Origin of the sequence: Streptomyces sp. cg40 (assembly GCF_050320165.1) — a bacterium.
In the GTDB taxonomy this organism is placed as follows: domain Bacteria; phylum Actinomycetota; class Actinomycetes; order Streptomycetales; family Streptomycetaceae; genus Streptomyces; species Streptomyces hokutonensis.
The window spans coordinates 8,063,947-8,085,269 of sequence record NZ_CP190128.1; the positions used below are offsets into that span (position 1 = coordinate 8,063,947).

General features: G+C 67.6%; 18 protein-coding genes and 2 pseudogenes. 10 read left to right on the forward strand and 10 right to left on the reverse strand.

Translation table 11 applies throughout. The features are described 5' to 3' along the window. Positions 1-11: 11 nt before the first annotated feature. Complete coding sequence (locus ACQHII_RS36350; RefSeq protein WP_427923242.1) at positions 12-1,124, forward strand: right-handed parallel beta-helix repeat-containing protein; 1,113 nt, start codon at positions 12-14, stop codon at positions 1,122-1,124. A gap of 77 nt (positions 1,125-1,201) precedes the next feature. On the opposite strand, the gene ACQHII_RS36355 is transcribed toward ACQHII_RS36350, so the two are convergent. The 3 genes from ACQHII_RS36355 to ACQHII_RS36365 are packed head-to-tail and all read right to left on the reverse strand — an operon-like array spanning position 1,202 to position 6,316. Then, positions 1,202-1,675, reverse strand: a complete 474-nt coding sequence (locus ACQHII_RS36355) for a hypothetical protein (RefSeq protein ID WP_427923243.1) — start codon at positions 1,673-1,675, stop codon at positions 1,202-1,204. Next, complete coding sequence (locus ACQHII_RS36360) at positions 1,672-5,919, reverse strand: DUF6531 domain-containing protein (RefSeq protein ID WP_427925489.1); 4,248 nt, start codon at positions 5,917-5,919, stop codon at positions 1,672-1,674. Before ACQHII_RS36360 ends, ACQHII_RS36355 begins: the two co-directional genes overlap by 4 nt. Before the next feature lie 34 nt (positions 5,920-5,953). After that, positions 5,954-6,316 (reverse strand): hypothetical protein, encoded by a 363-nt coding sequence (locus ACQHII_RS36365; RefSeq protein ID WP_427923244.1) that lies wholly within the window; start codon positions 6,314-6,316, stop codon positions 5,954-5,956. A gap of 200 nt (positions 6,317-6,516) precedes the next feature. Here ACQHII_RS36365 and ACQHII_RS36370 point away from each other — a divergent pair, with 200 nt between their 5' ends. Further along, on the forward strand, positions 6,517-7,308 hold the full coding sequence (locus ACQHII_RS36370; protein WP_427923245.1) for an HAD family acid phosphatase: 792 nt from the start codon (positions 6,517-6,519) through the stop codon (positions 7,306-7,308). On the opposite strand, the gene ACQHII_RS36375 is transcribed toward ACQHII_RS36370, so the two are convergent. Then, on the reverse strand, positions 7,301-9,520 hold the full coding sequence (locus ACQHII_RS36375; RefSeq protein ID WP_427923246.1) for a family 43 glycosylhydrolase: 2,220 nt from the start codon (positions 9,518-9,520) through the stop codon (positions 7,301-7,303). The genes ACQHII_RS36370 and ACQHII_RS36375 overlap by 8 nt on opposite strands. A 238-nt stretch (positions 9,521-9,758) precedes the next feature. Here ACQHII_RS36375 and ACQHII_RS36380 point away from each other — a divergent pair, with 238 nt between their 5' ends. Beyond that, positions 9,759-10,913 carry a right-handed parallel beta-helix repeat-containing protein gene (locus ACQHII_RS36380; RefSeq protein WP_427923247.1) on the forward strand — a complete coding sequence of 385 codons (1,155 nt, stop codon included), beginning with the start codon at positions 9,759-9,761 and terminating at the stop codon, positions 10,911-10,913. A gap of 100 nt (positions 10,914-11,013) precedes the next feature. On the opposite strand, the gene ACQHII_RS36385 is transcribed toward ACQHII_RS36380, so the two are convergent. After that, entirely contained in the window at positions 11,014-11,436 is a 423-nt protein-coding gene (locus tag ACQHII_RS36385; RefSeq protein WP_427923248.1) for an ATP-binding protein, read from the reverse strand. Positions 11,437-11,867: 431 nt separating this feature from the next. Here ACQHII_RS36385 and ACQHII_RS36390 point away from each other — a divergent pair, with 431 nt between their 5' ends. Next, the gene (locus tag ACQHII_RS36390; protein ID WP_427923249.1) at positions 11,868-12,854 is read left to right on the forward strand and encodes a hypothetical protein; all 987 of its coding nucleotides are present in this window, start codon (positions 11,868-11,870) and stop codon (positions 12,852-12,854) included. Continuing rightward, positions 12,854-13,372, forward strand: a complete 519-nt coding sequence (locus ACQHII_RS36395) for an N-acetyltransferase family protein (RefSeq protein WP_427923250.1) — start codon at positions 12,854-12,856, stop codon at positions 13,370-13,372. The genes ACQHII_RS36390 and ACQHII_RS36395 overlap by 1 nt, the downstream gene beginning before the upstream one ends. 229 nt (positions 13,373-13,601) lie before the next feature. Here the strand turns inward: ACQHII_RS36395 and ACQHII_RS36400 are convergent, their stop codons facing one another. The 4 genes and pseudogenes from ACQHII_RS36400 to ACQHII_RS36415 all read right to left on the reverse strand — a co-directional run. After that, a complete protein-coding gene (locus ACQHII_RS36400) occupies positions 13,602-13,775 on the reverse strand; it encodes a hypothetical protein (protein WP_427923251.1) in 174 nt (57 codons plus the stop codon). A 39-nt stretch (positions 13,776-13,814) separates the two neighbouring features. After that, a pseudogene (locus ACQHII_RS36405) lies at positions 13,815-14,573 on the reverse strand (ISAzo13-like element transposase-related protein); the annotation flags it as partial. A gap of 15 nt (positions 14,574-14,588) precedes the next feature. Next, positions 14,589-15,448 (reverse strand): IS5 family transposase gene (locus ACQHII_RS36410; protein WP_427925200.1). Its coding sequence is split into 2 segments (ribosomal slippage): positions 14,589-15,103 and positions 15,103-15,448, totalling 861 coding nucleotides; the frame shifts between segments, so codons are not numbered across the junction. A gap of 17 nt (positions 15,449-15,465) precedes the next feature. Continuing rightward, a pseudogene (locus tag ACQHII_RS36415) lies at positions 15,466-16,368 on the reverse strand (ISAzo13 family transposase); the annotation flags it as partial. 66 nt (positions 16,369-16,434) lie between these two features. Between ACQHII_RS36415 and ACQHII_RS36420 the strand changes: the two are divergent. The 3 genes from ACQHII_RS36420 to ACQHII_RS36430 all read left to right on the forward strand — a co-directional run bounded on the left by ACQHII_RS36420 (position 16,435) and on the right by ACQHII_RS36430 (position 18,952). Next, positions 16,435-17,643 carry an IS256 family transposase gene (locus tag ACQHII_RS36420; protein WP_427925490.1) on the forward strand — a complete coding sequence of 403 codons (1,209 nt, stop codon included), beginning with the start codon at positions 16,435-16,437 and terminating at the stop codon, positions 17,641-17,643. Positions 17,644-17,811: 168 nt separating this feature from the next. Next, on the forward strand, positions 17,812-18,537 hold the full coding sequence (locus tag ACQHII_RS36425; protein WP_427923252.1) for a hypothetical protein: 726 nt from the start codon (positions 17,812-17,814) through the stop codon (positions 18,535-18,537). A gap of 166 nt (positions 18,538-18,703) precedes the next feature. After that, complete coding sequence (locus tag ACQHII_RS36430; protein WP_427923253.1) at positions 18,704-18,952, forward strand: DUF7660 family protein; 249 nt, start codon at positions 18,704-18,706, stop codon at positions 18,950-18,952. A gap of 204 nt (positions 18,953-19,156) precedes the next feature. On the opposite strand, the gene ACQHII_RS36435 is transcribed toward ACQHII_RS36430, so the two are convergent. Then, complete coding sequence (locus ACQHII_RS36435) at positions 19,157-19,849, reverse strand: hypothetical protein (protein ID WP_427923254.1); 693 nt, start codon at positions 19,847-19,849, stop codon at positions 19,157-19,159. 303 nt (positions 19,850-20,152) lie between these two features. On the opposite strand from ACQHII_RS36435, the gene ACQHII_RS36440 reads away from it, so the two are divergent. Then, positions 20,153-20,662 (forward strand): hypothetical protein, encoded by a 510-nt coding sequence (locus tag ACQHII_RS36440; protein WP_427923255.1) that lies wholly within the window; start codon positions 20,153-20,155, stop codon positions 20,660-20,662. 49 nt (positions 20,663-20,711) lie between these two features. Then, positions 20,712-21,218: a hypothetical protein gene (locus ACQHII_RS36445; protein ID WP_427923256.1), complete on the forward strand. Its 507-nt coding sequence runs from the start codon at positions 20,712-20,714 to the stop codon at positions 21,216-21,218. Positions 21,219-21,323 lie beyond the last annotated feature (105 nt).

A 21,323-nucleotide genomic window follows, 5' to 3' on the forward strand; every position in this document is an offset into this window, starting at 1 on the left:
ACCGCACTCCTATGTCTCGTCGTACCGCTCTCACCCTGACCACGGCCCTGGCCCTCGGCACCGGCCTCGCCGTACTCCCCAGCCAGGCCCAGGCCGCCACGGTCGTCGTCGACACGACCGCCGAACTGACCAGCGCGATCTCAAGTGCCACCGCCGGCACGGTCATTCAGGTGCGCGGCGGCACGTACTACCCGACGGCCACCCTCCAGTCCACGACCAACGGGACCTCGTCCTCGCCCGTCACGCTCACCGCGTACGGCTCGGAGACGGTGAAGATCGACGGTTCGTCGCTGCCGTCCGGATCCTGGATCTTCAAGCTGACCGCCGACTACTGGAACGTCTCCAACATCACCTTCCAGAACTCCCCGGACAGCGCGGTCGTCTGCCAGTCCTGCACCGGCACCAACTGGAACAACGTCAAGACCATCAACGGCGGCGACTCCGGCTTCACGCTCACCGGCGACGGCACCGTCAACAACGCGGTCAAGAACCTTGACTCGTACGGCAATTACGACGCCGCCACGCACGGGCAGAACGCGGACGGGGTCGCCATCAAGTTCGGTTCGGGCACCGGCAACCTCGTCACCGGCGCCCGCCTGTACAACAACTCGGACGACGGCATCGACCTCTGGTCCTTCTCGTCGCCGGTCACCATCGAGCACAGCTGGTCGTTCGGCAACGGGGTCAACCGCTGGGGCGACTCCGCCTTCGAGGGCAACGGCAACGGCTACAAGCTGGGCGGCAACGGCGTCACCGTGGCCCACGTCGTCAACAACTCGGCGGCCTGGGGCAATGCGGGCAACGGCTTCACCGAGAACTCCAACACCGGCTCGATCGTCATCAACCGCACCACCGCCTACGCCAATGGCGGCTGGGGCTACTACTTCGCCACCAGCTCCGCCAAGCTCGGCAAGAACCTCGCGGTGAGCAACGGCAGCGGCTCGGTCACCAAGGGCTCCGCGGTCACCTCGGCCGGCAACAACTGGGACTCCGGCGTCTCCACCCCGTCCTTCATCTCCACGGACGCGTCGACGACGTACAACGCCCGCTCGTCGAGCGGCACTTTGCCCGCCACGACGTTCCTGACGACGGGGTCCACGACGATCGGCGCGACGATGAACTGACCTGTGAGATGGGCCCGGTTCGGATGTCCTGGGGCCGGGCCCACGTCCTCGGCGGACCGTCACGTTCGGCTCGGTGGTCAGCTCGTCCTGTCCGTGTTCTCCCAGACCGCCTCCAGGTCCTGGCACCGCACCGTGATGCTCGCGTCGGTCAGCGCGATCTCGTGTGCGCAGCCGCCGTCCTCGTCCGGGAGGATCTCGTCCAGGAGCACGGTGTCGACCAGCATCCAGTCGATGGAGTGCTCATAGTCGACGGAGAAGTGCGTCACACCTGAATAGCTGATGCGCAGACCGGAGTCGTGCTTGAACTTGTTGGGCGCGAACTCCAGGACCAGCCCGCCGCTCTTGTCGGTGGCGAGGTGGATACCGGCCAGTTCCAGATCCTTCACACAGCGGACGGCGCCGGCGATGTCGTAGTGCCCGGGGTCCGTGGCGAAGGACAGGGCGCCCGGGGGCAGGTCGGCGCGCAGGCGGGGCAGCTTCGCCAGATAGGGGTGCGCGTCCAAACGGAATCCGGGCACCTCGGGATCCCAGTCCGCCTTGACGAATTTCATGGACAGCCTTCCTGTGAGAGCGGGGGGCGACGCCATTTGTCGCCGGAGATGTCCTCGGTCCCCTTGGGGCCGATACGCCCGGTCCTGCGCATCGTGTCGATGGCTCGGCCCTTGATGGCATTCTCCACGGCCGGCGGGACGTCGACCTGCTCGGCCTTGAGGCTGTGCTTGTTGAACCAGCCGTCGCTGCGGAACGTCCCGACCTCACGGTTCGCCTTGTCGTAGACGTGGATCTCGAAGTCCGAGCCCTTCGAGCCCTCGCCCCAGATGTCCACCCGTCCGGAATACCCCTGACCGAAGTCGAGAGGATTGCCCCATGGCCCCTTCGGTCCCTTCGCCCCGGCGAGGCCGAGTGGGTCGCTCCAGCCCAGCGGATTGGGCACATAGGCACGGTGGTCGGGTGCCGGGAGGAGGCCCAGCGGATCCGCGCTGAGGTACCTCGCCGTCTCGGGGTCGTAGTACCGGTGCACGTTGTAGTGCAGGCCGGTCTCGGCATCGGCGTACTGCCCCGGGAAACGCAGGGGGCAGTCGATCGACGGCATGCCCTCGTCAGGAGCCGGGATCCGAGTGCCCCACAGACCGGTACGGAGCTGCCAGACCAGCTCGCCGCTCGCGGAGACCAGTTCCGTGGGCGTACCGACGGAGTCGGTGACGACCGCGTGGAACCGGGCGCCGTGCCCGGGATCCGACTCCTCCGCCAGCCGCGCAAGGAACGACGCGTCGGCGGCGGCCCTGGCCGGTCTATGGTTCGTCTGGGCGACCGGGTGCGGACCGTTCGGCGCGTGGTCCCAGGTGGTGACCCAGCCGTCCGGCGCGGTCTGCTCGGCCAGGTTCAGGTCGTCCCAGACGAAGTCCGTACGGTCGGCCGCGGAGCCGTCGTCGGCCACCCGGTGCTTGGAGACGCGCCGGCCGAGCGGGTCGTACGCGTACCGCCAGCGGCCGCCGTCCGGGACGGTCACCTCCGTGAGGCGGTCCTCGGCGTTCCACGCGTAGGTCCAGGTGAGGGCCTGGCCGTTCAGGAGCTTGCGGGTCCTGCGGACGAGGCGGCCCTCGGCGTCATGCTCATAGCGGGTGCAGCCGGCCGAGCGGACCAGCGTGCCGTCGAACCGGCGCTCACCGGGGGCCTCGTGGCCGGGCGAGGTCGCGTGCACCACGTTGCCGGCCGGGTCGTACGCGTAGGTCTCGCTCCAGCCGTGGGCGCGCGTTCCGGCGACGCGGCCCATGCCGTCCAGGTCGAAGCGGCGGGTGCCCGACGTCAGCTCCCGGATCTCGGTGAGGCAGCCGTCTGCCCGGTGGGCGTACGTCCGGTGCTGGAGGAGGCGGCTCGCAGCGGCGGCGGTCAGGGTCTGCGCGGTCAGCAGCCCCGTCGCGTTCCACGTCTGCGCCAGCGTCGCCTCCGCACCGAGGGTGCGCCGTGTTTCGCGGCCCGCGGCGTCGTGGGCGAAGTCCAGTGCTCCCGCGGAGGAGCGCAGGGTGAGCGGGTGTCCTGCCGGGTCGTACGTCCACTCGGAGACCAGCCCGGAAGGCGTCACCCGTCGGGTACGGCGGCCGACGGCATCGTGGACATGGGTGGTCGTCCGGCCGTTCACGCTCTCCGCCAGCACCCGGCCGAGCAGGTCACGCTCCAGCGCGACCTCGGCATCCGCGTTGGCCGCATGGCACAGGCGGCCGTCGGAGCCGTAGACGAACGTCGTGACGTCGCCCGTGTCCGTGTGCTGTTCCAGGACCCGCCCGAGCGGGTCCCGCACGAAGCGCAGTGTCTGCCCGGCGCCATTGGTGCGGGCGGCCTCTCGCCCGGCGGCGTCGCGCGCGTAGGTGAGGGTACGGCCGTCGAAGTCCGTCTCCGCGGTCGCCCGGCCCGCCTCGTCGTAGGTGTACGACCAGGTCAGGCCCAGCGGGTTGGTGACGGTGGTGAGGCGGAGTTCGGTGTCGTGGGCGAACTCGTAACACGCGCCGTCCGGGTCCGTACGGCCCGTCGGCACGCCGAAGTGGCCCACCGTGTGGTGGGTCGTGTTCCCGGCGAGGTCCGTGTGACCGAGCAGTCGGCCCTCGGCGTCCCAGGTCCACGACTCCCGCGCACCGTCGGCCAGTTCGCGCCAGGACGGCCTGCCCTCCGTCGTCCAGCCCAGGCGGGTGGAGTGGCCGAGCGGGTCGGTCACCTCGACGACCCGGCCGAAGGGGTCACGGCGGACCGTTGTCGTGCGGCCCAGTTCGTCCGTCAGCGCGAGGGGCAGACCCGCGGCGTCGTACGCCGTCGTGCGGGTGTGGCCGAGCCCGTTCGTGACCGCCGTCGGACGGCCCGCCCCGTCGTACGCGTACCGTGTCTCGGCGCCGGCCGGGTCGACCGTCGTCAGCAGGTTGCCCCGCTCGTCGTACGTGTGCCGCCACACCGCCCCGCCCGGCTCCACGACCTCCGCCGGCAATCCGAGCGCGTTGTACGCGGCCCGGGCCACCGAGCCGTCGGGCAGGGCGAGTTCGGTGACATTGCCCGCGTCGTCGTAGGCGAACCGGGCGATGTGGCCCAGGGCATCGGTGACCGCCAGCGGCGCGGCACCGTACTCGTCCCACTCCGTACGGATGACATGCCCCAGCGGATCCGTCTCCTCGACCACCAGCCCCTCGGCGTTGTACCGATGGACCGAGACTTGGCCCTGGGAGTCGGTGTACGTAGTCGTGCGCGTCGTGTCGTCGTACGTCAGCGTCCCGGACAGGATGCCGTCGACACCCTCGGTGCGCACGACCCGGCCGCGCTCGTCGTAGACGTAGGAGAACCAAGTGCCGTTGCGGTCGGTCCACTTGGTGACGCGGCCCTGCTCATCGTACGCGAACCGCAGTGGTTCCCCACTGGAGTTGACGACCTCGGTGAGGTTGCCGGCACCGTCGTAGCCGTAGCGCATCACGACCGTGCCCTCGCCCACCGGGCCGTCCGGGCCGTAGCGCGACGGGGGTTCGTCCAGCAGGCGCAACGCCGTGATGCGGGGGCCGGTCGTGTCGACGGCGACGTAGTAGCCGCCGGAGTGGCGGAGGCCGAACGGCACGCCCTCGTCGTCGCGTTCGACGTCGACGCGGTTGCCGTTGCGGTCGCTCCAGGAGTCCAGCGCGAGGTGGAAGACGCCGAAAGAGGGGGACGGGACCGGGGCGGCGAAGGTGCGGACGAGTCCCGTCGCCGGGTCGGTGACCGTCATCGCGCTGTCCGGCTTGCCGTCCCATTCCAGGGGCCAGCGCAAGCCCTTCACCGGCATCGTAGGGACACCCGGTTCGGGCACCGGGTAGACCAGGCGCATGCCGTCCGCCGCCGCGAACACCACGCCCTCGCCGTCGATTTGAAGGCATTCGTCGAGGGTGGAGATCCAGGTCGGGCCGAAGCACACGCCGCCGCGGTAGGAGGAGAGGTGGGTGCGGGTGAACTCCAGCGGCAGACTCCCCGGCAGCGCCAGGTCCGTCGCCGTCATCAGCATCGCGCCGGTCGCCACGTCGATCGGCTCACCGACGCAGGGGGTGCGGTCGGCGTTGCGGGCCGCCGGGCCGAGTTCGACCAGGTCGGGGCGGAGCGAGGGCGGGCGCAGGAGCAGCGGGGTGGTGTCGCTGAACGCGCCCTCGATGCCCGCCTTGACGACCCCGCCGCCGGCGCCCAGCGCGCCGCCGAAGATCATGCCGTCCTTGGCCGCCTGGTTGACCTCGTCGAGGCTGAAACCCTGCTGCAGACCGGTCGCGATCTTCAGCGGCTGCGCCACGGCCAGGTCGACGGTCACCGACTCGATCCCGCCGAACGCGGCGGCCACCAGCGTGCCGCCGGCGATCTCGGCGATCGTCGTGGAGACCGCGACCCCGAGCCCGGCACCGAACTCGATGACCAGGTCGGCCGCCGCGACCGCCGCGCCCGAGGCCAACCCGGCGGTGAAGAAGGCCAGCGCCACCCCGCCCGCGATCACCGCCGCGTCGATACCGATCTGCGTCCAGAGCCTGTTGATCGCGTCGTCGATCGCGTCGGCGAACTTGTCCAGCGCCGTGGCCATTTCACGCCCGGAGTCCGCGAGGTCCTTCAGCCAGCCACTGTCCTTGTCCTTGGCGTACCGGCCCCAGAACTTCCCGAACGCCTCAATGGATTCACCGGTGTTGTTGTGGATGATCGACGACGCGCTCTGGTTGACCGGGCCGCGCACGTCGTCGACGGCACCGGCGAACGTACGCCAGGCCGTCGCCGCCGACCGCAGCTTCCCCGAGTCGGCCTCCGGCCACCACATGCCCAGATCGAGCAGGATCTTCCGGGCCTCGTCCTCAACGCTCACCGGCACCGTCCGCCTTGGTGACCTTCACTTCGGTGAACATCCCGGCGATCAACTCGTCGTTGTCCACATGCCCGTCCGCCAGGTCGGCCATCGCCTCGTGAATGCTCGTCAGACCGAGCACCAGCGTGCCCGCCGCGCTCTCGATCTTCTTCTGCAACGGCTTGTAGGAGTCCCCGAAATCCTTGCCCTGCTTGTCGTTTCCCCACGGCTCGCCCAGCCCGTCGAGGGACTTCACCAGCGCGGTCAGCGCCTTGCCGAGGTCGACTGCCGCCGTCTGGAAGTCCGGTGCCACCCGTTTGATGTCGGCGGTCTTGATGTCGAGGATCTTGGTCGGATCCTTGCCGTCACCCATCGCGCGTTCCCCCGTTCGCAGTCGCGTCCACGACGGTATGGGAAGCCGACCAAGAGAAGGTCAAGTGGGCCCCAAGCGCGGGTAATTCCCCGGCCTGTGGGTTGTGTATCGATCGGATAAAGGCTCTCGCCTCCACGGTGTGATGCGCGTAGACAGTCCCTGACCTGGTGCATCACCCAACAACCAGATCCGGAGATTCCATGCGGAAGTCCCTCAGAGCGGCCGCCGTCGGCGCCGCCTGTGTCGTCGCCGGTGCGGCCCTCTACGGCACGGGCGTCGCCACCGCCGGCCAGTCGACGGCCAACTCGACCCACGAGCCTTACAACATCGGCCTGTTGACGAAGGACATCGACACCTACTACGGCACCACGCTCGACGCCAACGGCGTCTACCAGGCCTCGGCGACCAGCCCCTACGCCAAGGACCTGGCGCGCATCGACGCGTCCGCCAAGAAGTACATCGACCAGGCCGTGCGCAAGCACCACAAGGGCGCCAAGCCCGCGGTCGTCTTCGACATCGACGACACGCTGCTGCTCAGCCTGGACTACGAGAAGAAGAACAACTACGGCTACAGCTCGGCCACTTGGGCCGCGTACGTCGCCCAGGCCAACCGCCCGGAGGTCTTCGGCACCCCCGAGCTGGTCAAGTACGCCGCGTCCAAGGGCGTCACGGTCTTCTACAACTCGGGCCTGAAGGAGTCGCAGCGCACCTACGCGGTCGACAACCTGAAGAAGGTCGGCGCCGACGTCAACCTCGACGCCGACCACATGTTCCTCAAGGACGCGGACAACCCGCCGTCGTACCTGAGCGGTTGCGCCACTCCGGGCACCTGGACCTGCACCACCGTGCAGTACAAGTCCGGCACCCGGAAGCACATCGAGGACCTCGGGTACGACATCATCGCCAACTTCGGCGATCAGTACTCGGACCTCGACGGGGGCTACGCCGACAAGACGTACAAGATCCCCAACCCGACCTACTTCGTCAGCTAGTTCGTACGGGGCCGACCGACCCGAGGGTGGGCACCACCGGCCGGATCGTCCCGTCCGCCGCGAACAGCAGGCGGTCGATCGTGGTCTCCCGGTGCGTGCCGTCCCCACCAGGCTTTCCCGGCCCGTTCAGGGCGAACCGGTGATAGACGATGTACCAGTCGTCGGTCCCCGGGGCGTTCACCACGGAGTGGTGACCGGTGCCCAGGATGCCGTACTCGGGGTTCTTGGACAGAATCGTGCCCCGCTCGGTCCACGGACCGAGCGGGGACGGTCCGGTCGCGTACGCCACGTGGTAGTTCTCGCTGCGGGTGTCGTCCTCGGACCACATGAAGTAGTACGTGCCCTTGCGCTTCACCACGAAGGACCCCTCACGGAAGTCGCCGGTGGTGATGTCCTTCACCTTCGTCGCGTCGTACGACGTCATGTCGGCGTTCAGCGGCACCACGTACGCGTGCCCGTTGCCCCAGTAGAGATACGACTGCCCGTCGTCGTCCGTGAAGACGGCCGGGTCGATCATCTGGCCGCTCAGTGAACCCCCCTTCGCCACAAGGGGTTTGCCGAGTGCGTCCTTGAAGGGGCCGGCGGGCGAGTCCGCCACCGCGACCCCGATCTGCTGCTCGGCGCAGAAGTAGAGGTAGTACTTCCCGTCGCGCTCGGCGACCGCCGGCGCCCACGCGTTCTTGTCGGCCCAGGAGATGTCGGGGCCCAGGTCGAGGACGACCCCGTGGTCCTGCCAGTGGACCAAGTCCCTTGAGGAGTACGCCTTGAAGCTCGTCCCGCCCCAGTTCGCGTAGCCGTCGCTCGTCGGGTAGATCCAGTACTGGCCGTCGAGGTAGTGCACGTCCGGGTCGGCGGTCAGCCCCGGCAGCACGGGACTTCGCGTCGGCACCGCTTCGACCGTCCAGATGCGGCTGGTTCCGTCCGCCGCCGTGACCGTGTACGTCTGCGGCTTGCGGAAGTCCCGGCGCGTACCGGACGCCGGGCTGACCGCGGAGCCCGCGCCGATGGCGAGCGAAGGCGCCAAGTGCCGTAGATCAGCGCCCGGTTGCATCGGCAGCACGACCTTCGACGAGGCCTCCGTGACGATCGCGTACCCCTTCTGCCCGTGCGCCGTCGCGTCCACGACCGACGCCGAGGTTGCCGGATACGCGGCGAGCAGCCGGTCGTACTCCGCCTGCGTCACCGGAAGTACCGTGCCGTGCCGGGGACTTGCGGGGAGCTGGTAGTCCGTGGACGGGGTCCACTCGCCTGAGTCGAGGTCGGTCGTCTCGAAGGGGACGTAGCCGCGCAGCCCGTACTCGTCGACGAACAGGTACCACTTCTTCTCGGTGTTGGACTTGAACACCGTCGGCCCCTCACCGCGTTCGATCGCACCGCTGCCGATGCACTCGGAGACGAAGTCGTACGACGTGGAGGTCAGCGAGGTCGACTTCTCGCCGGTGATGAACTTCGAGCAGGGAGAGCTGGACGACGGGTCGCGTTCGTCCTTGGTGTAGCGGTAGTAAGTGTCCTTGTACTTCACGACGGTCGAGTCGATCACCGAGTAGCCGGGGTCGTCCCAGACCTTCGGCGCGCTGAAGGTACGGAAGTCCTTCGTCGTCGCGTACATCATGCGGTTGTACGTCGAGCCGGTGTGGCCGGGGTCGTCGTCGGCATACAGCTTCGACGCCCAGAAGACGACGTACTCACCGAGCGAGTCGTCCCAATAGGCCTCCGGCGCCCAGGTGTTGCCCGCGTTGTCCGGGGCCACCTTCACCAGCCGCTGGTCGGTCCAGTGGACCAGGTCGGTCGACTCCCAGATCATCACGGACTTGCTGCCGTGCCGCTGGACGTCGTCCCAACTCCCGCTGCTGTTGCGGTACATGCGCAGGTCGGTGGCGATCAGGTAGAACTTGTCGCCCTTCGGCGAACGGATCACGAACGGATCGCGCAGCCCCTTCTCACCGATCGTCGACGTCAGCACCGGCTTGCCCTGGTTCAACTCCCGCCAGTGCAGCGGGTCGTTGCCGCGGCTGAGGGCGTAGCGGATCTGTTCGCCGTCGGCGGTGCCCTCGCCGGTGAAGTAGGCGAAGAGGTAGCCGGCGTACTTGGGGTGGGTCACGGGCGGTGCTCCTGAGTGCGCGGTACTGGGCGGGGCGGCGAGGAGGGAGAGGAGGAGGGCGGCAAGGCCCAGGAAGGGGAGCAGGAGGGCGCGGGCGGTGCGGGGTCGCATGGCACATCCTGTGGGGGTGTGGGGGATTCTGTTGAGTGTGGTGTGCCTTCGGAGTGTCACCAGTGGGGTGCGGTGCGTCAATCGGTACGGGTGGGGCCGGGATGGACCGAAAGTTTCGGTTCTCCCCCCGCGGCCGGGGCAACCTTTCCGGCCACGGCGGCGACCAGGAACCAGAAACGGGCCGGGGCGGCCCCTCCGGCCCGTTTCGTCCTCGTCACCCAGGAAAGGAACCAACGCCGTGCGTACGAGCACCGGACGCCACCGCAGGACCCGCACCCTCTCGATCGCCGCCGCGGTGGCCGTCGCCGCGGGGGCGGGCGGCGTCTACCTCGGCCTCAACAGCGGTGGCGCGCAAGCCGCTTCGTCGACGGTCACCGTGTCCACCACCGCGCAACTGGAGTCGGCCGTCGCCAACGCCACGGCGGGGACGGTCATCCAGGTCCGCGCCGGCACCTACACCCCGGCCGCGACCCTCAAGTCCACGGCGAACGGCACGAGTTCGGCCCGGATCACGCTGGAGCCGTACGGCACGGAGAAGGTGAAGATCGACGGCTCCAAGCTGCCGGCGGGCCAGTGGCTGGCCGGTATCTACGGCGACTACTGGACGGTCCAGAACCTGACCTTCCAGAACTCCCCGGCGCAGGGCTTCGTTGCCACGTCGTCGGTAGGCGGCATCTTCAAAAACCTCGTGACGGCGAACAACGGCGACTCCGGCTTCACCCTGCGCGGCGACGGCACGACGAACAACCTCGTGCAGAACCTGGACAGTTACGGCAACTACGACGCCGCCGGGCACGGCCAGAACGCCGACGGCATAGCCATCAAGTTCGGCTCCGGCACCGGCAACAAGGTCACCGGCGCCCGCCTCTACAACAACTCCGACGACGGCCTCGACCTGTGGCAGTTCTCCTCCCCGGTCACCATCGAGCACTCCTGGGCCTTCGGCAACGGCAAGAACCGCTGGAACGACTCCGCCTTCGAGGGCAACGGCAACGGCTTCAAACTCGGCGGCGGAGGCGTCGCGGTCGCCCACGTCGTCAACGACAACGCCGCCTGGGACAACAGCCTCAACGGCTTCACCGAGAACTCCAACACCGGCGCGATCATCCTCAACCGCAACACCGCGTACTCGAACACGGCGGCGGGCTTCTTCTTCGCGACCAGCAAGTCCCGCCTGGCCCGCAATCTGGCGGTCGCCAACAAGGGCGGCCTGGACAAGCTGGGCTCGGGGACGGTGTCCGCGGCGAACAACTGGGATGGTGGGGTCGCTACTCCGGCGTTCAAGTCGGTGGATGCGACGACGGCTTATGGGGTGCGGTCGGCGAGTGGGACGCTGCCGGCGACGACGTTTCTGACGACGGGGTCTACGGTGATTGGCGCGACGATGGACTGAGGCGCCCTCGCTGCGAGTTCCGCTTTTCAGGGGGCGATGTGCAGAGCTGACGCTCGCGAAGAGGCCCCGTCGCTGTGAGGCGACCGGGGCCTCTCCTCGGTTATTCGGTCGACTCACTCAGCAGCTCGGCCCAGACCTGCTTGCCCCAGCGGTAGACGTCTGTCCCCCAACGCTCGGCCAGGGCGTCGATCAGCAGAAGCCCCCGGCCGCTGGTGAGCAGGTCGCCATCGGGCTTGACCATCTGCGGCAACGCGCGGGCCTTGTCGACCACACCGATCCGTACGAACCGTTCACTCGGTCTGGAGACCACGACACGGATGCGCCGGGTGTTCGTGTGCTTGATCGCGTTGGCCACTAACTCCGTGACGAGGAGAACCCCCGAGTCCGTGAGTTCGTCCAAGTGCCAAGCAGCCAGCGCAGTTCTGACGAGCTTGCGGGCTGCATCGGCACTCTCCTCCAGAGCAGGAAGGGTCTCGGAGTATCCGGGGTGCCCGATGGGGCGTGGCTGAGCTGACACGATCATCTGGACCTCAGGGGTGTCGGTGGACGACGGCCTCGCTCAAGTCAACGGCTGCGCACCTGCGGCGAGGAGGAAAAGTCGGCCCCGTGCGTATCGTGGGCAACCGGAAATTTCTTGTCACTCACACGTACTCACGGGGTCGAAATGGCTACCGTGGGTGCATGGAGGGGAACGCGAGCCTTATCAACGCCATGGGGGAGTCGGCTCTCAAACAGACCGAGTTGGCCGAGGCTGTGAACGACTTCCTGCGCGCTCGCGGAGACGAAGGAACGGTGAGCGACCGTACCGTTCGCAACTGGCTCAACGGAAAGACCCGCTGGCCCCACCCCCGCCAACGCGAAGCCTTGGAGGCAGTATTCGGTTGTACTGCCGAGGAGTTGGGCTTCAGCCCGCCGACGGCATCACACACCACCACCACCGAACCGGAGTCATCCGTGAGGCGCAGGAACTTCCTCACCAGCACCGCTGCAGCCGTCGCGGCGCCCATCCTGGATGCTCGGCCAACCTCCGTCGGTACCTCGGATGTGATCCGCCTCCGTAGTGGACTGGACGCCCTGATGGCCCTGGACGCGTCCAGAGGCGGACACGAAGACTTGGAGCGGTCGGCGCTCGCCGGCGCGGACGAGGCACTCGGCAAGGTTGGATGCGCCGCCTCCAAGCGCATCCGCCAGCGGCTGTACTCCGTTGCCGCCAACTACCTCTCCACCGCCGCATGGGCCGCCATCGACGGCCGCCAACTCGACCGCGCCCAGACCCGGTTGGACCGCGCCCTGTACCTCGCCGGAATGGCCAAGGACCCCGTCTTAGAGCTACGCGTCTGGAACTCGTACGCGATGCTCGCCCACCAGCGAGACAAGTTCACCGACGCAGTGGACGCCGGATACGCGGCCCAGGCGACTGCGATCGCCAGACGGGACCCCTTCTACGGCTCCCTCGCCCACGCCCGTACGGCCCTCGCCCACGCCACCCTCGGCGACCGCCAGGCCACCATCAGGTCCCTTGGGTACGCCGAGGAGGCATTGGGCAAGGCGACTGACGACGAGCCCCGCCCGAGCTGGGTCGGCTTCTACGGGGTGGCCGAACTGACCGCGATGACGGCCATCGCCCGGGACCGGATCGGGGACTCCGCCGAGGCGGAAGCGGCTTCCCACAAGGCACTGAGCGGCATCCCGGAACCCTTCAAGCGAAACCGCGCCCTGGCGACGGCCCGACTTGCCCTGACGCAGGTTCACCAGCGGGACCTGGACCCGGCGTGCAGGTCGGCGTCGGAAGTCTTCGAGCTGATGTCCGGCCACCCGATCCCCGGCCGTATGCGATCCCTACTCGGCGACTTCTACCGGGACTTGATCACTCTTGCGCCGGACGCGTCCATCGCCCGAGAGTGGGGAGACCGCTACCGATCCGAATGGAGCCGAGCCTGATGCCCGACCTGGACGTCCGTCGCTACAGCCGTGAGGACCTGCCGGAGATCCGCCAAACGATCATCGACATCCACGCGGACGCCCAGGGCGAGCGGCCGGACGACTTCCGCAAGAAGTTCCCCTGGTTCGTCGACCAGTGGGGCTCGCGGGAGGGCTACTCCTGCGTGATCGCGTGGGACGGGGACACGGCCGTCGGGTTCGCGTACGGTGCACCGGCGGTGGAGGGCCGGGAGTGGTGGCGCGAGTACGTCGAGCCGGCGCCGGAGAAGACCGTAACCTTTGCCTACTCGGAACTGGCCGTCCGTCAGGTGTATCGGAAGCAGGGCATCGCCGACTTGCTCTCCCGAGCTCTGCTGGAGGACAGGACGGAAGACCTGGCCGTTCTCCTGGTGGACGTCACCCACCCTCGCGTCCAGGCACTGTACGAGGACTGGGGGTTCAAGAAGGTGGGCGAACAACGGCCCTTCCCTGACTCCCCAGTTTTCGCCGTGATGCTGGCTCAACTGCCTTTGGCGTAGGCCTGGAACACAGAACAGAGCAGTGCCCTCTTTCGACCGGGGCGGAGGGGCGCGAGACCTGGTCAGCGAGTCATTCACCCGTGAGTCGGCCTGCTGGGCGGGCTCGTGCGGACAGGCCCCGGATGCTCACAGCCGCACCAGATCTGCCGCCTTCACCCCGGCCGGGATCTGCCACGGATGCGATCTGGGACGGTACGACCAGTCCGCCAAACCCGCCAGACCACCTGCTTCATACCGGCGCACCGATGGTGTCCCTCGTCGTGGTGTACGCGATCAGCGGCCGGGAGTGCGCGGGCGTCTGCCCGGGGCGCACTTCCACGGGTGAGGACCGCTCCCTGACCAGGAGGCGGGCCACCGCGTAACTCTCCTTGGTGAACGCCCAGTTCAACCACGAGGAGTGCACGATGGCCCTGTCCCAGTCTGGCCTGAACCTGTGCGGCAACTACTGTCCGTCTTGATGTTGCCGGGCCGCGTCGATGCGGGCCTGTAGCTGCGCGCGGGTTCGGGCCTTGGGGCCTTCGGCCGGGGAGATGTAGATGTCGTGGCGTGCGAGGAGTTCGGCAGCTCCGTCTGCGCATCGGTTCAGGTAGGTGCGGTGGCAGTCGAGGATCTCGGTGATCAGGACGGTTGTGGCCACTCGGCGGGCCCGTAGGACTGCGGCCAGTACGCGGATGTGATGTTCGAGTTGGCCGGTTCCGTGTGCGGAGGGGCGCTGGCGGGGCTGGCCGGTGCGGCGGGTCAGGTCGCGGTCGGCGAGCCACTGCCAGTCGTCGGCGACCAGCTCGACCAGGGAGTCCAGCTCCTGGCGGGGCATGCCGGTCAGGGCCGGGTCCGACAGCCAGGAGGTGGCGGCGGGATCGGTGCGGCGAGGCGGCGTTCGCTGCGGTTCCGGGGCCGGATGCAGGGTGTAGTTCCAGTCGCCGTGGAAGGCGTCGCGGCTCAGCGGGAGGGAGGCGACCTGCCAGGGGGTGGGGTTCTGCCCGGTGGGATAGCGGTGGGTGTCCAGCTCGGCCCGGACGACAAGTCCGGTGCGGGTGTGAGCCGAGGCGATCGCCTTGATGGCGACCTCGTGGCTGGTCAGCGGGATGCCGCGCCACGCGCAGGTGATCCGGGAGAACAGCCGGTGTTCGACCTTGTTCCATTTACTTGTGCCGGGCGGGAAGTGGCAGACCGTGATCGGGATGTCCATCTCGCGCGCTAGGGCGTTTCTTGTGGATCAGCGTGCGGACCAGATGAAGATGCCCGCGATGTGCAGTGCGGCAAGGTAGACGGTGGCGGTCTTGTCGTATCGAGTGGCAAGGCCGCGCCACTGCTTGAGCTTGTTGATGCACCGCTCGACAGTGTTGCGCTGCCGGTAGGCGGTCTTGTCGAAGGCGGGTGGCCTGCCGCCGGACCGGCCCCGCCGCCTGCGCTTGGCGATCTGGTCGGCAGGCTGCGGGATGACGGCCCGGATGCCGCGGCGGCGCAGGTGGGTGCGGATGGCCCGGGAGGAATACGCCTTGTCCGCCAGGACTGTCTCCGGGGTGGTCCGGGGCCGTCCGACCGGCCGGGCCACCCTCAAGCGGGCCATGACCTCAGTGAATGCGGGTGCATCACCCGCCTGTCCCGGTGTGAGGCAGAAGGCCAGGGGGCGGCAACGTCCGTCGGCAACCAGATGGATCTTGGTGGTCAGTCCGCCGCGGGAGCGACCGAGGGCATGGTCGTGCGGCTCGCCGGCCGGGGCCCCTTTTGACGGGCCCCGGCGGCGTGCTGGTGGGCGCGGACGATGGTGGAATCGACGGCGACGACCCAGTCGAGGTCGCCTTCGGAGTCGGCCTGGGCCAGCAGCGCGGCGAAGACCTTCTCCCAGGTGCCGTCGGCCGCCCACTTCCGTAGCCGGTTGTGGACGCCCTTCCAGGAGCCGAACTCCTCGGGCAGGTCCATCCACGGGCAGCCGGTGCGGTACTTGAAGGCGATCGCGTCGATCACCTGCCGATGATCCCGCCACCGCCCACCCCGCCTCGGTGCCCGATCGGGTAACAGCGGCTCGATCCGGGCCCACTGGGCGTCAGTCAACGACACACCCAGACCAACGATCAGATGATCCGAAGGAAACGCCCTAGGGCGGCCAGTTGCCACTTCCAGGTGTGGAAGAGAACGCCGTTGGGTCCGCCGGCATCGGCGGTGATCAGTAAGGCGGTGGCGTGGGGGTGGTCGAGGTGACCGCGGTCGTACCACCAGCGGCGGATCGACTCCACTGCGAAGGCGGCGGTGTTGCGGTCGGTGCCGACGTTGACCCAGCCGCTGTCCTTGCCGAGGTCGTAGATTCCGTAGGGGGTGATCAGGTCGGTGTCGGCCGGGAAAGCGTGGTCGTCGACCTCGATCGGAGTGCCCTTGGGGCGCCAAGTGCGGCCCGGGCGCTGATAGTTGCCGATGGCTTCCTTCTTCTTCGCATCTACGCTGATCACCGGCTGCCCGTCGGCAAGGAAGGCATCGACGGTGGCATGGATGTGCCGGAACTGCGCATCCCGGTCGGGGTGGTTACCCCCGGAGCGGGTCTGCGCGGCGGCCTGCAGCGAGTAGCCCATCTGGTGCAGCAGCTTGCCCACGGTGCTCGCGCCGACCGGATGCCCCGTGGCGGTCAGTTGCTCAGCCAGGTCACGGAGCGAGGCAGTGGTCCAACGCAACACCGAGGCCGGATCGCCCAGCTCGGTCGGCTCGATCAACGCGTCCAACGCCGACTGCAGCCCGGCATCGGTCGTGGTCAACGGCTTGCGGCCACCACCCGGCGCGCGTTGTCGGCCCATAACGGAAGGGCTCCCACGTAACTGGTGCAGCCCGCGACTGACGGTGGCGGTGGACACGTTGGCCGCCGTGGCCACCGCGGTGATCCCGCCGTGCCCCAACGCCTGCGCTTCCGCGCCCAGATACAGACGACGCTGCCGCTCGTCCAGATGCGGCAGGACCGCCTCGAACTTGCTGCATAACGCTGCGACGGTTCCCGACGAAACCTTCATGCCGTGCGCCTACCCGCACGCCGGTCCGAAACCGGCAGAACCAGCAGTAGTTGCCGCACAGGTTCCCTGATACGGCTCCTTGATTCACTACGCTCGACCGACGGAATCGAGCTCATCCGCGCCATCGCCGAGCGGATGGTGCAGGAGCTGATCGAGGCCGAAGCGAGTGCTCACATCGGCGCGGAGTGGAACGAGCACACGCCGACGCGGGCCAACGTCCGCAACGGGCACCGCGAGAAGGTGCTGACCACGCTGGCCGGCGATCTGGACCTGGAGATCCCCAAGGTCCGCACCGGCAGCTTCTTCCCCAGCCTGCTGGAGCGACGGCGCCGAATCGACCAGGCTCTCTACGCGGTCATCATGGAGGCATACGTGCACGGCGTCTCCACCCGCAGCGTCGACGACCTGGTCAAAGCCCTCGGCGGGGACAGCGGGATCTCCAAGTCCGAAGTCTCGCGGATCTGCGCGGCGCTGGACGAACCGCTGACCGCGTTCCGCACCCGCCCGCTGGATCATGTCCGCTTTCCCTACGTCTACCTGGACGCGACCTACTGCAAGGCGCGGGTGAACCACCAGATCGTCTCGCGGGCCGTCGTGGTCGCCACTGGCATCACCGAGGACGGCAACCGCGAGGTCCTGGGCCTGATGGTCGGGGACAGTGAAAGCGAGGCGTTCTGGAAGGAGTTCCTGCGCTCGCTGCGAGAGCGCGGCCTGTCCGGTGTCCGCCTGGTCGTCACCGACCAGCACGCCGGGCTGGTCGCCGCGGTCCGCAAGGTGATGCTCGGTACTGCCTGGCAGCGGTGCAGGGTTCATTTCCTGCGCAACGCCTTCGGTGTGATCGACCGGGATTCCGGTGAAATGGTCGCCGCGACGATCCGCACGATCTTCACCCAGCCCACCGCCGGCCTCGTGCGCACTCAGCTGGACACCGTCGCCGACATGCTCGGCGCCCAGTTCCCCAAGGTCAAAGCGATGCTGCTGGAAGCGAAGGAGGATCTGACCGCGTTCGCGGACTTCCCACCCCGGCACTGGAAAAAGATCCAGTCGACGAACCCGCTGGAACGGGTGAACCGGGAGATCAAGCGCAGGATCGACGTCGTCCAGGTCTTTCCCAACGACGACGCGCTCATCCGGCTGGTCACCGCCGTGCTCTTCGAGATGCACGACGAATGGATCGCCTTCCCCCGCCGTTACCTCCCCGAAGGCAGCATGAGCGAGATCTACCGCGAAAGCGCCCCGGCGCTACCCAACACCATGAACACGCCTGTCAGTTGATCCCCAACACCACAGCAAGGGACACGACCCCAGCGAAGCCGCAGTTCACCTGCCGTGCGGACCGCCCTCTCTCCTAAAACGGGGCTGCTCCCGTCCGGCCCGACAGCGGGGGGAAGTCCTACCGCCCCTCGCGGATGGGAAGGCGGTGACGGGAAGTACGCTCCGCGCATGGCTCTCATGGTGCACATCCCCGAATATCTGGTGGACTGCGAGCTGACAGCAGGCGAGGATCTCGCGCGCGAGCCCGCCTTCTGGCTCGCGCACCTCATGTTGACCGTGGGAGATCCGACCGAGGACCCAGAGCGCTACGGGGTGAACACGTCGGCCTACGAGGCGATGGTGGAGCACCTCAGCAACCCTGAGGAGCCCTGGCCGGTCCTGCGCGTCCCCTTCGAGGACGGCCATACTGCTTACGCCGTGTACGCCAACTTCGACGACGCCAACAACGTCGATTTCTTCGTACGTCACCACGAGTGGGGCCGACTCGGTTACCTCGGTCAGTGCGGTGCTGACGATGCCGGCCCCGGACTGTCCTGGACGGAACTCGCCACACTCGCCGAGACCGCGCAGAACTGCAGCGAGGGTTTGACCGACAGCTCACAGCGCCTCCTGCTCCTGCTTCCGATGCTCGGCGACGCCGAGACACCCCCCGAGGCGCGTCACATGGTGGCTCAAGCGCTGACACGCTGCGGCATAAGTTCTGAAGCGGACGAGTTGGCCACCGTGCTGGTCGGCGAGCAGGAGACGGGGAGCGACCCCAGCTGGACCGTGACTGCAGACAGCCCGATCGCAGTGTGTTCGTCGCCCCACAGTCCCCGCCACATACCGCTCGCCCTCGGCATCACACCACGCCAAGCCCAAGCCCTCGCGGACGCCCTCATCGGACGCGGGTGACATCAACGGCTGACATCAACGTCAAGGAACACCAGCAGTCCAGCACCGTCAGGCATGACTGTGCCCTACTGCGGTGAGGCGCCTCCAGAGGGCCCACGATCGAACTCCTATATCGGTACTCATTAGGCTCAGCCCTAGCGCAGACGTTCCAAGTAGGGTGCCGCGCATGACCACTTCTCCTGATTACGTCGACAGCAGGGAAGACCTGGCCGCCTTCGTCCGTGACCTCCACCGGAGCCACGCTGAAGAGGGCCACTCATGGGAGAACGCAGACCTCGCGAGTTTCTTGGAGGCGTTGGCAGGATGGATCGACGACGCGGACGGCTGGTACAACGACGACGCCCACGATCTGCCCGCCAGCGGTGACTGGAGCTTCTTCGCACGAGCTCTGCGAGCTGCGACCACCTACGAGTAGTCGGTCGCTCAGGGCAGATGCACATATCAGGCCTTCGCACCTGTGCCAGATCGTGTAGGGAACAACAGGGAATGGCGGGTACCAAGCCGCCAGCCAGTCGGGCCCTGGCCCCGCTCCGCCGCAGTTCAGCCAAGCAGCCTCCCAACGAGAACCCGAGCTTCCCAAGGTCAGAGCTTCAGCCGGATGTCTGGGATCCGTCGCTTCTCAGCCGTTCAGTGCGTTACTGATCTCCAGAAGGCGGCCCTCGGGCAGAGCGAAGGCGTTGCCGGGGTTTCGATACGAATGATCGCCGTCGTTGACGCAGACGCCGTCTGCCAACCTCCAGTGAGCAGGAGCCCATTGGCCCTGGTTCTCAAGGAGCATGCCCGCCACGTCGGCGGGCTCCTCGATCAAGGTGAGAGCGCCGAGCGCGGTGGTGAGGGCAACGGTTGCGTCGTCGGGCAGTCGCGCGTCGCCGAGCGTGGGGAAGAGCAGCAAGAGACGAGCATCGGGGTCGTCAACCCCCTTAGCTGACGGCTGTCGAGCAGCGGACAGCAACTCCGACCAGGCCATACCAGGGCCCATGAAGTGACCGTCATCGGCAGCGAGGGTTTCCGCCGCTGGCCACGTCGGGTGATGTATCAGATAGTCCACCCCACGGTCTCCGTCGAAGTTGCGGTAGACGACATAGATGGTGTGACCGGAGCGCAGGGGGACGCTGAACATCGGCCACGCCTTCTCGGCGGAGAGCACGCGGTAGAGCTCCATGGCCGCGTCCCAGTCAGCCCCGAACGCGGCTCGTTGCGCGTCCTTGCCACGGAGACAACTGCCAAGGTGTACGGGCCAGAACAACGGCTCGTCCAGGTAGGCGCCGCCCTCGACCAGCGGACCGCCGTCATATCCGGGGATCTTCAACACGCGAGGATGATGGCACGAAGGACCGACACCACCGGGGCCTGGGGGTCAGCCCCGCTCCGTCTCAGTTTCCGTCTCATTCAGTGCCGTTCACGACCGTTCAGGCGAGAGCCACAACCCTCCCGCCGCCGACGACCGACCGCCCATGAACCCAGGTGAACGCCGCGGCACACACCCCAACACCCCACCCCCACAGTTGGAAAGCGTGCATGGAATGCCAGCTACGCTGCCACCTGCTCCTGAGACCAGCTCAGGAGCAGGTGGCGGTTGGTCGGCTTCGGGGGCGCATCGGTGAGTATCTGGGACGTGAAGACGGACAGCGAGCGTGAACACTGGGTCTTCGTGCCGCATGTCAGTGTGGGACCGCTTCGCTTCGGGATGGCTCCCGATGAGGTGAGTGCGGCTCTCGGGCGCAACGCCCCGGTCAGCCGCCTCGTCCAGCGTTCGTCGGGCAACTACGAACTCGTCGAGGCGCAATTCACCGAGCTGGGGGTGACTGCCTACTACCGGACAGGGCAGACCCTGGCTTGCGTAGCCGTCGATGTTCTTGCCGGCCCACAGGTCACGCTGGACGGCGCAGCTCTCGTCGCCCGCGTGCCGTCCGAGGCCGAAGCCTGGCTGTGCAAGCACACGGAGGTTCACAAGTTGGACCTGATCTACACGCACGCGGCAGATCCCGGCTCGGGGGATCTTGGACTCATCCTGCGCGCTCAACGAGCGGGAGACATCGTCCTCAGCCGGCCTCTCTTCCTCATCCGCGAGTGGGCTGAGAACAGTTGGGACTGCATCCCCGGCGAAGAATGGTCGAGGTTCTGATCTGCCGACCAGCCGGGCCTTGGCCGTAGAGTCCCCCAGAGGGGGAGAGATGACGTCTCTAGCGATCACGTGGACGCTGCTCAGTCACGGCTGGGCTTCAGTCAAGGTGGCCGACGATCACGGCCAGGGCGAAGCCTTGGCTTCTTACGTCACGGACGGACCCGAACAGTTCCTCTATGCCATCGCCAGGCTCGTTCTTGGTGACGTAGATACCCGCGCCGAGTTGGAGGGGGAGCCACAGGTGTACCGGTGGTTCTTCCATAGGGATGGTTCTGCGGTCGATGCTCGCCTGCTCCTGGTTGACGACGGCCAGGCGCCGGACGACTCAGGGAAGGTTCTGTGGTCAGGCCGCCACGCCGTCACGGCACTTGCACGATCTGCTGTCCGGGCCTTCGACCGGATCGAGCACGAGCAGGGTGAAGAGTCCTACGAGACTCATTGGGGCTGGCCCTTTCCCCGGACCGAACTCGAAGCCCTGCGAGTCGCGTTGAGGGCGCACCAGCGCAGTTACACCAAGTCCCTGACACCACCAAGTGACAGCGGCGAGGCGGGCTGATGAGCGGGAGGCTCGGGGCGTCTCCGCCATACGAGGCCGCGAGTATCCGGCAGTAATCCTTGCGGATCTTGAGATGACTATCGGCAGGCGAAGAGACTTGAGTCT

What these genes read in the sequence shown, in the direction of transcription:
- ACQHII_RS36445 (WP_427923256.1), top strand. Translation starts at nt 20,712, where the DNA reads ATGACGTCTCTAGCGATCACGTGGACGCTGCTCAGTCACGGCTGGGCT.
- ACQHII_RS36395 (WP_427923250.1), top strand. Translation starts at nt 12,854, where the DNA reads ATGCCCGACCTGGACGTCCGTCGCTACAGCCGTGAGGACCTGCCGGAG.
- ACQHII_RS36430 (WP_427923253.1), top strand. Translation starts at nt 18,704, where the DNA reads ATGACCACTTCTCCTGATTACGTCGACAGCAGGGAAGACCTGGCCGCC.
- ACQHII_RS36370 (WP_427923245.1), top strand. Translation starts at nt 6,517, where the DNA reads ATGCGGAAGTCCCTCAGAGCGGCCGCCGTCGGCGCCGCCTGTGTCGTC.
- ACQHII_RS36365 (WP_427923244.1), bottom strand. Translation starts at nt 6,316, where the DNA reads ATGGGTGACGGCAAGGATCCGACCAAGATCCTCGACATCAAGACCGCC.
- ACQHII_RS36425 (WP_427923252.1), top strand. Translation starts at nt 17,812, where the DNA reads ATGGCTCTCATGGTGCACATCCCCGAATATCTGGTGGACTGCGAGCTG.
- ACQHII_RS36360 (WP_427925489.1), bottom strand. Translation starts at nt 5,919, where the DNA reads ATGTGGTGGCCGGAGGCCGACTCGGGGAAGCTGCGGTCGGCGGCGACG.
- ACQHII_RS36375 (WP_427923246.1), bottom strand. Translation starts at nt 9,520, where the DNA reads ATGCGACCCCGCACCGCCCGCGCCCTCCTGCTCCCCTTCCTGGGCCTT.
- ACQHII_RS36385 (WP_427923248.1), bottom strand. Translation starts at nt 11,436, where the DNA reads ATGATCGTGTCAGCTCAGCCACGCCCCATCGGGCACCCCGGATACTCC.
- ACQHII_RS36350 (WP_427923242.1), top strand. Translation starts at nt 12, where the DNA reads ATGTCTCGTCGTACCGCTCTCACCCTGACCACGGCCCTGGCCCTCGGC.
- ACQHII_RS36355 (WP_427923243.1), bottom strand. Translation starts at nt 1,675, where the DNA reads ATGAAATTCGTCAAGGCGGACTGGGATCCCGAGGTGCCCGGATTCCGT.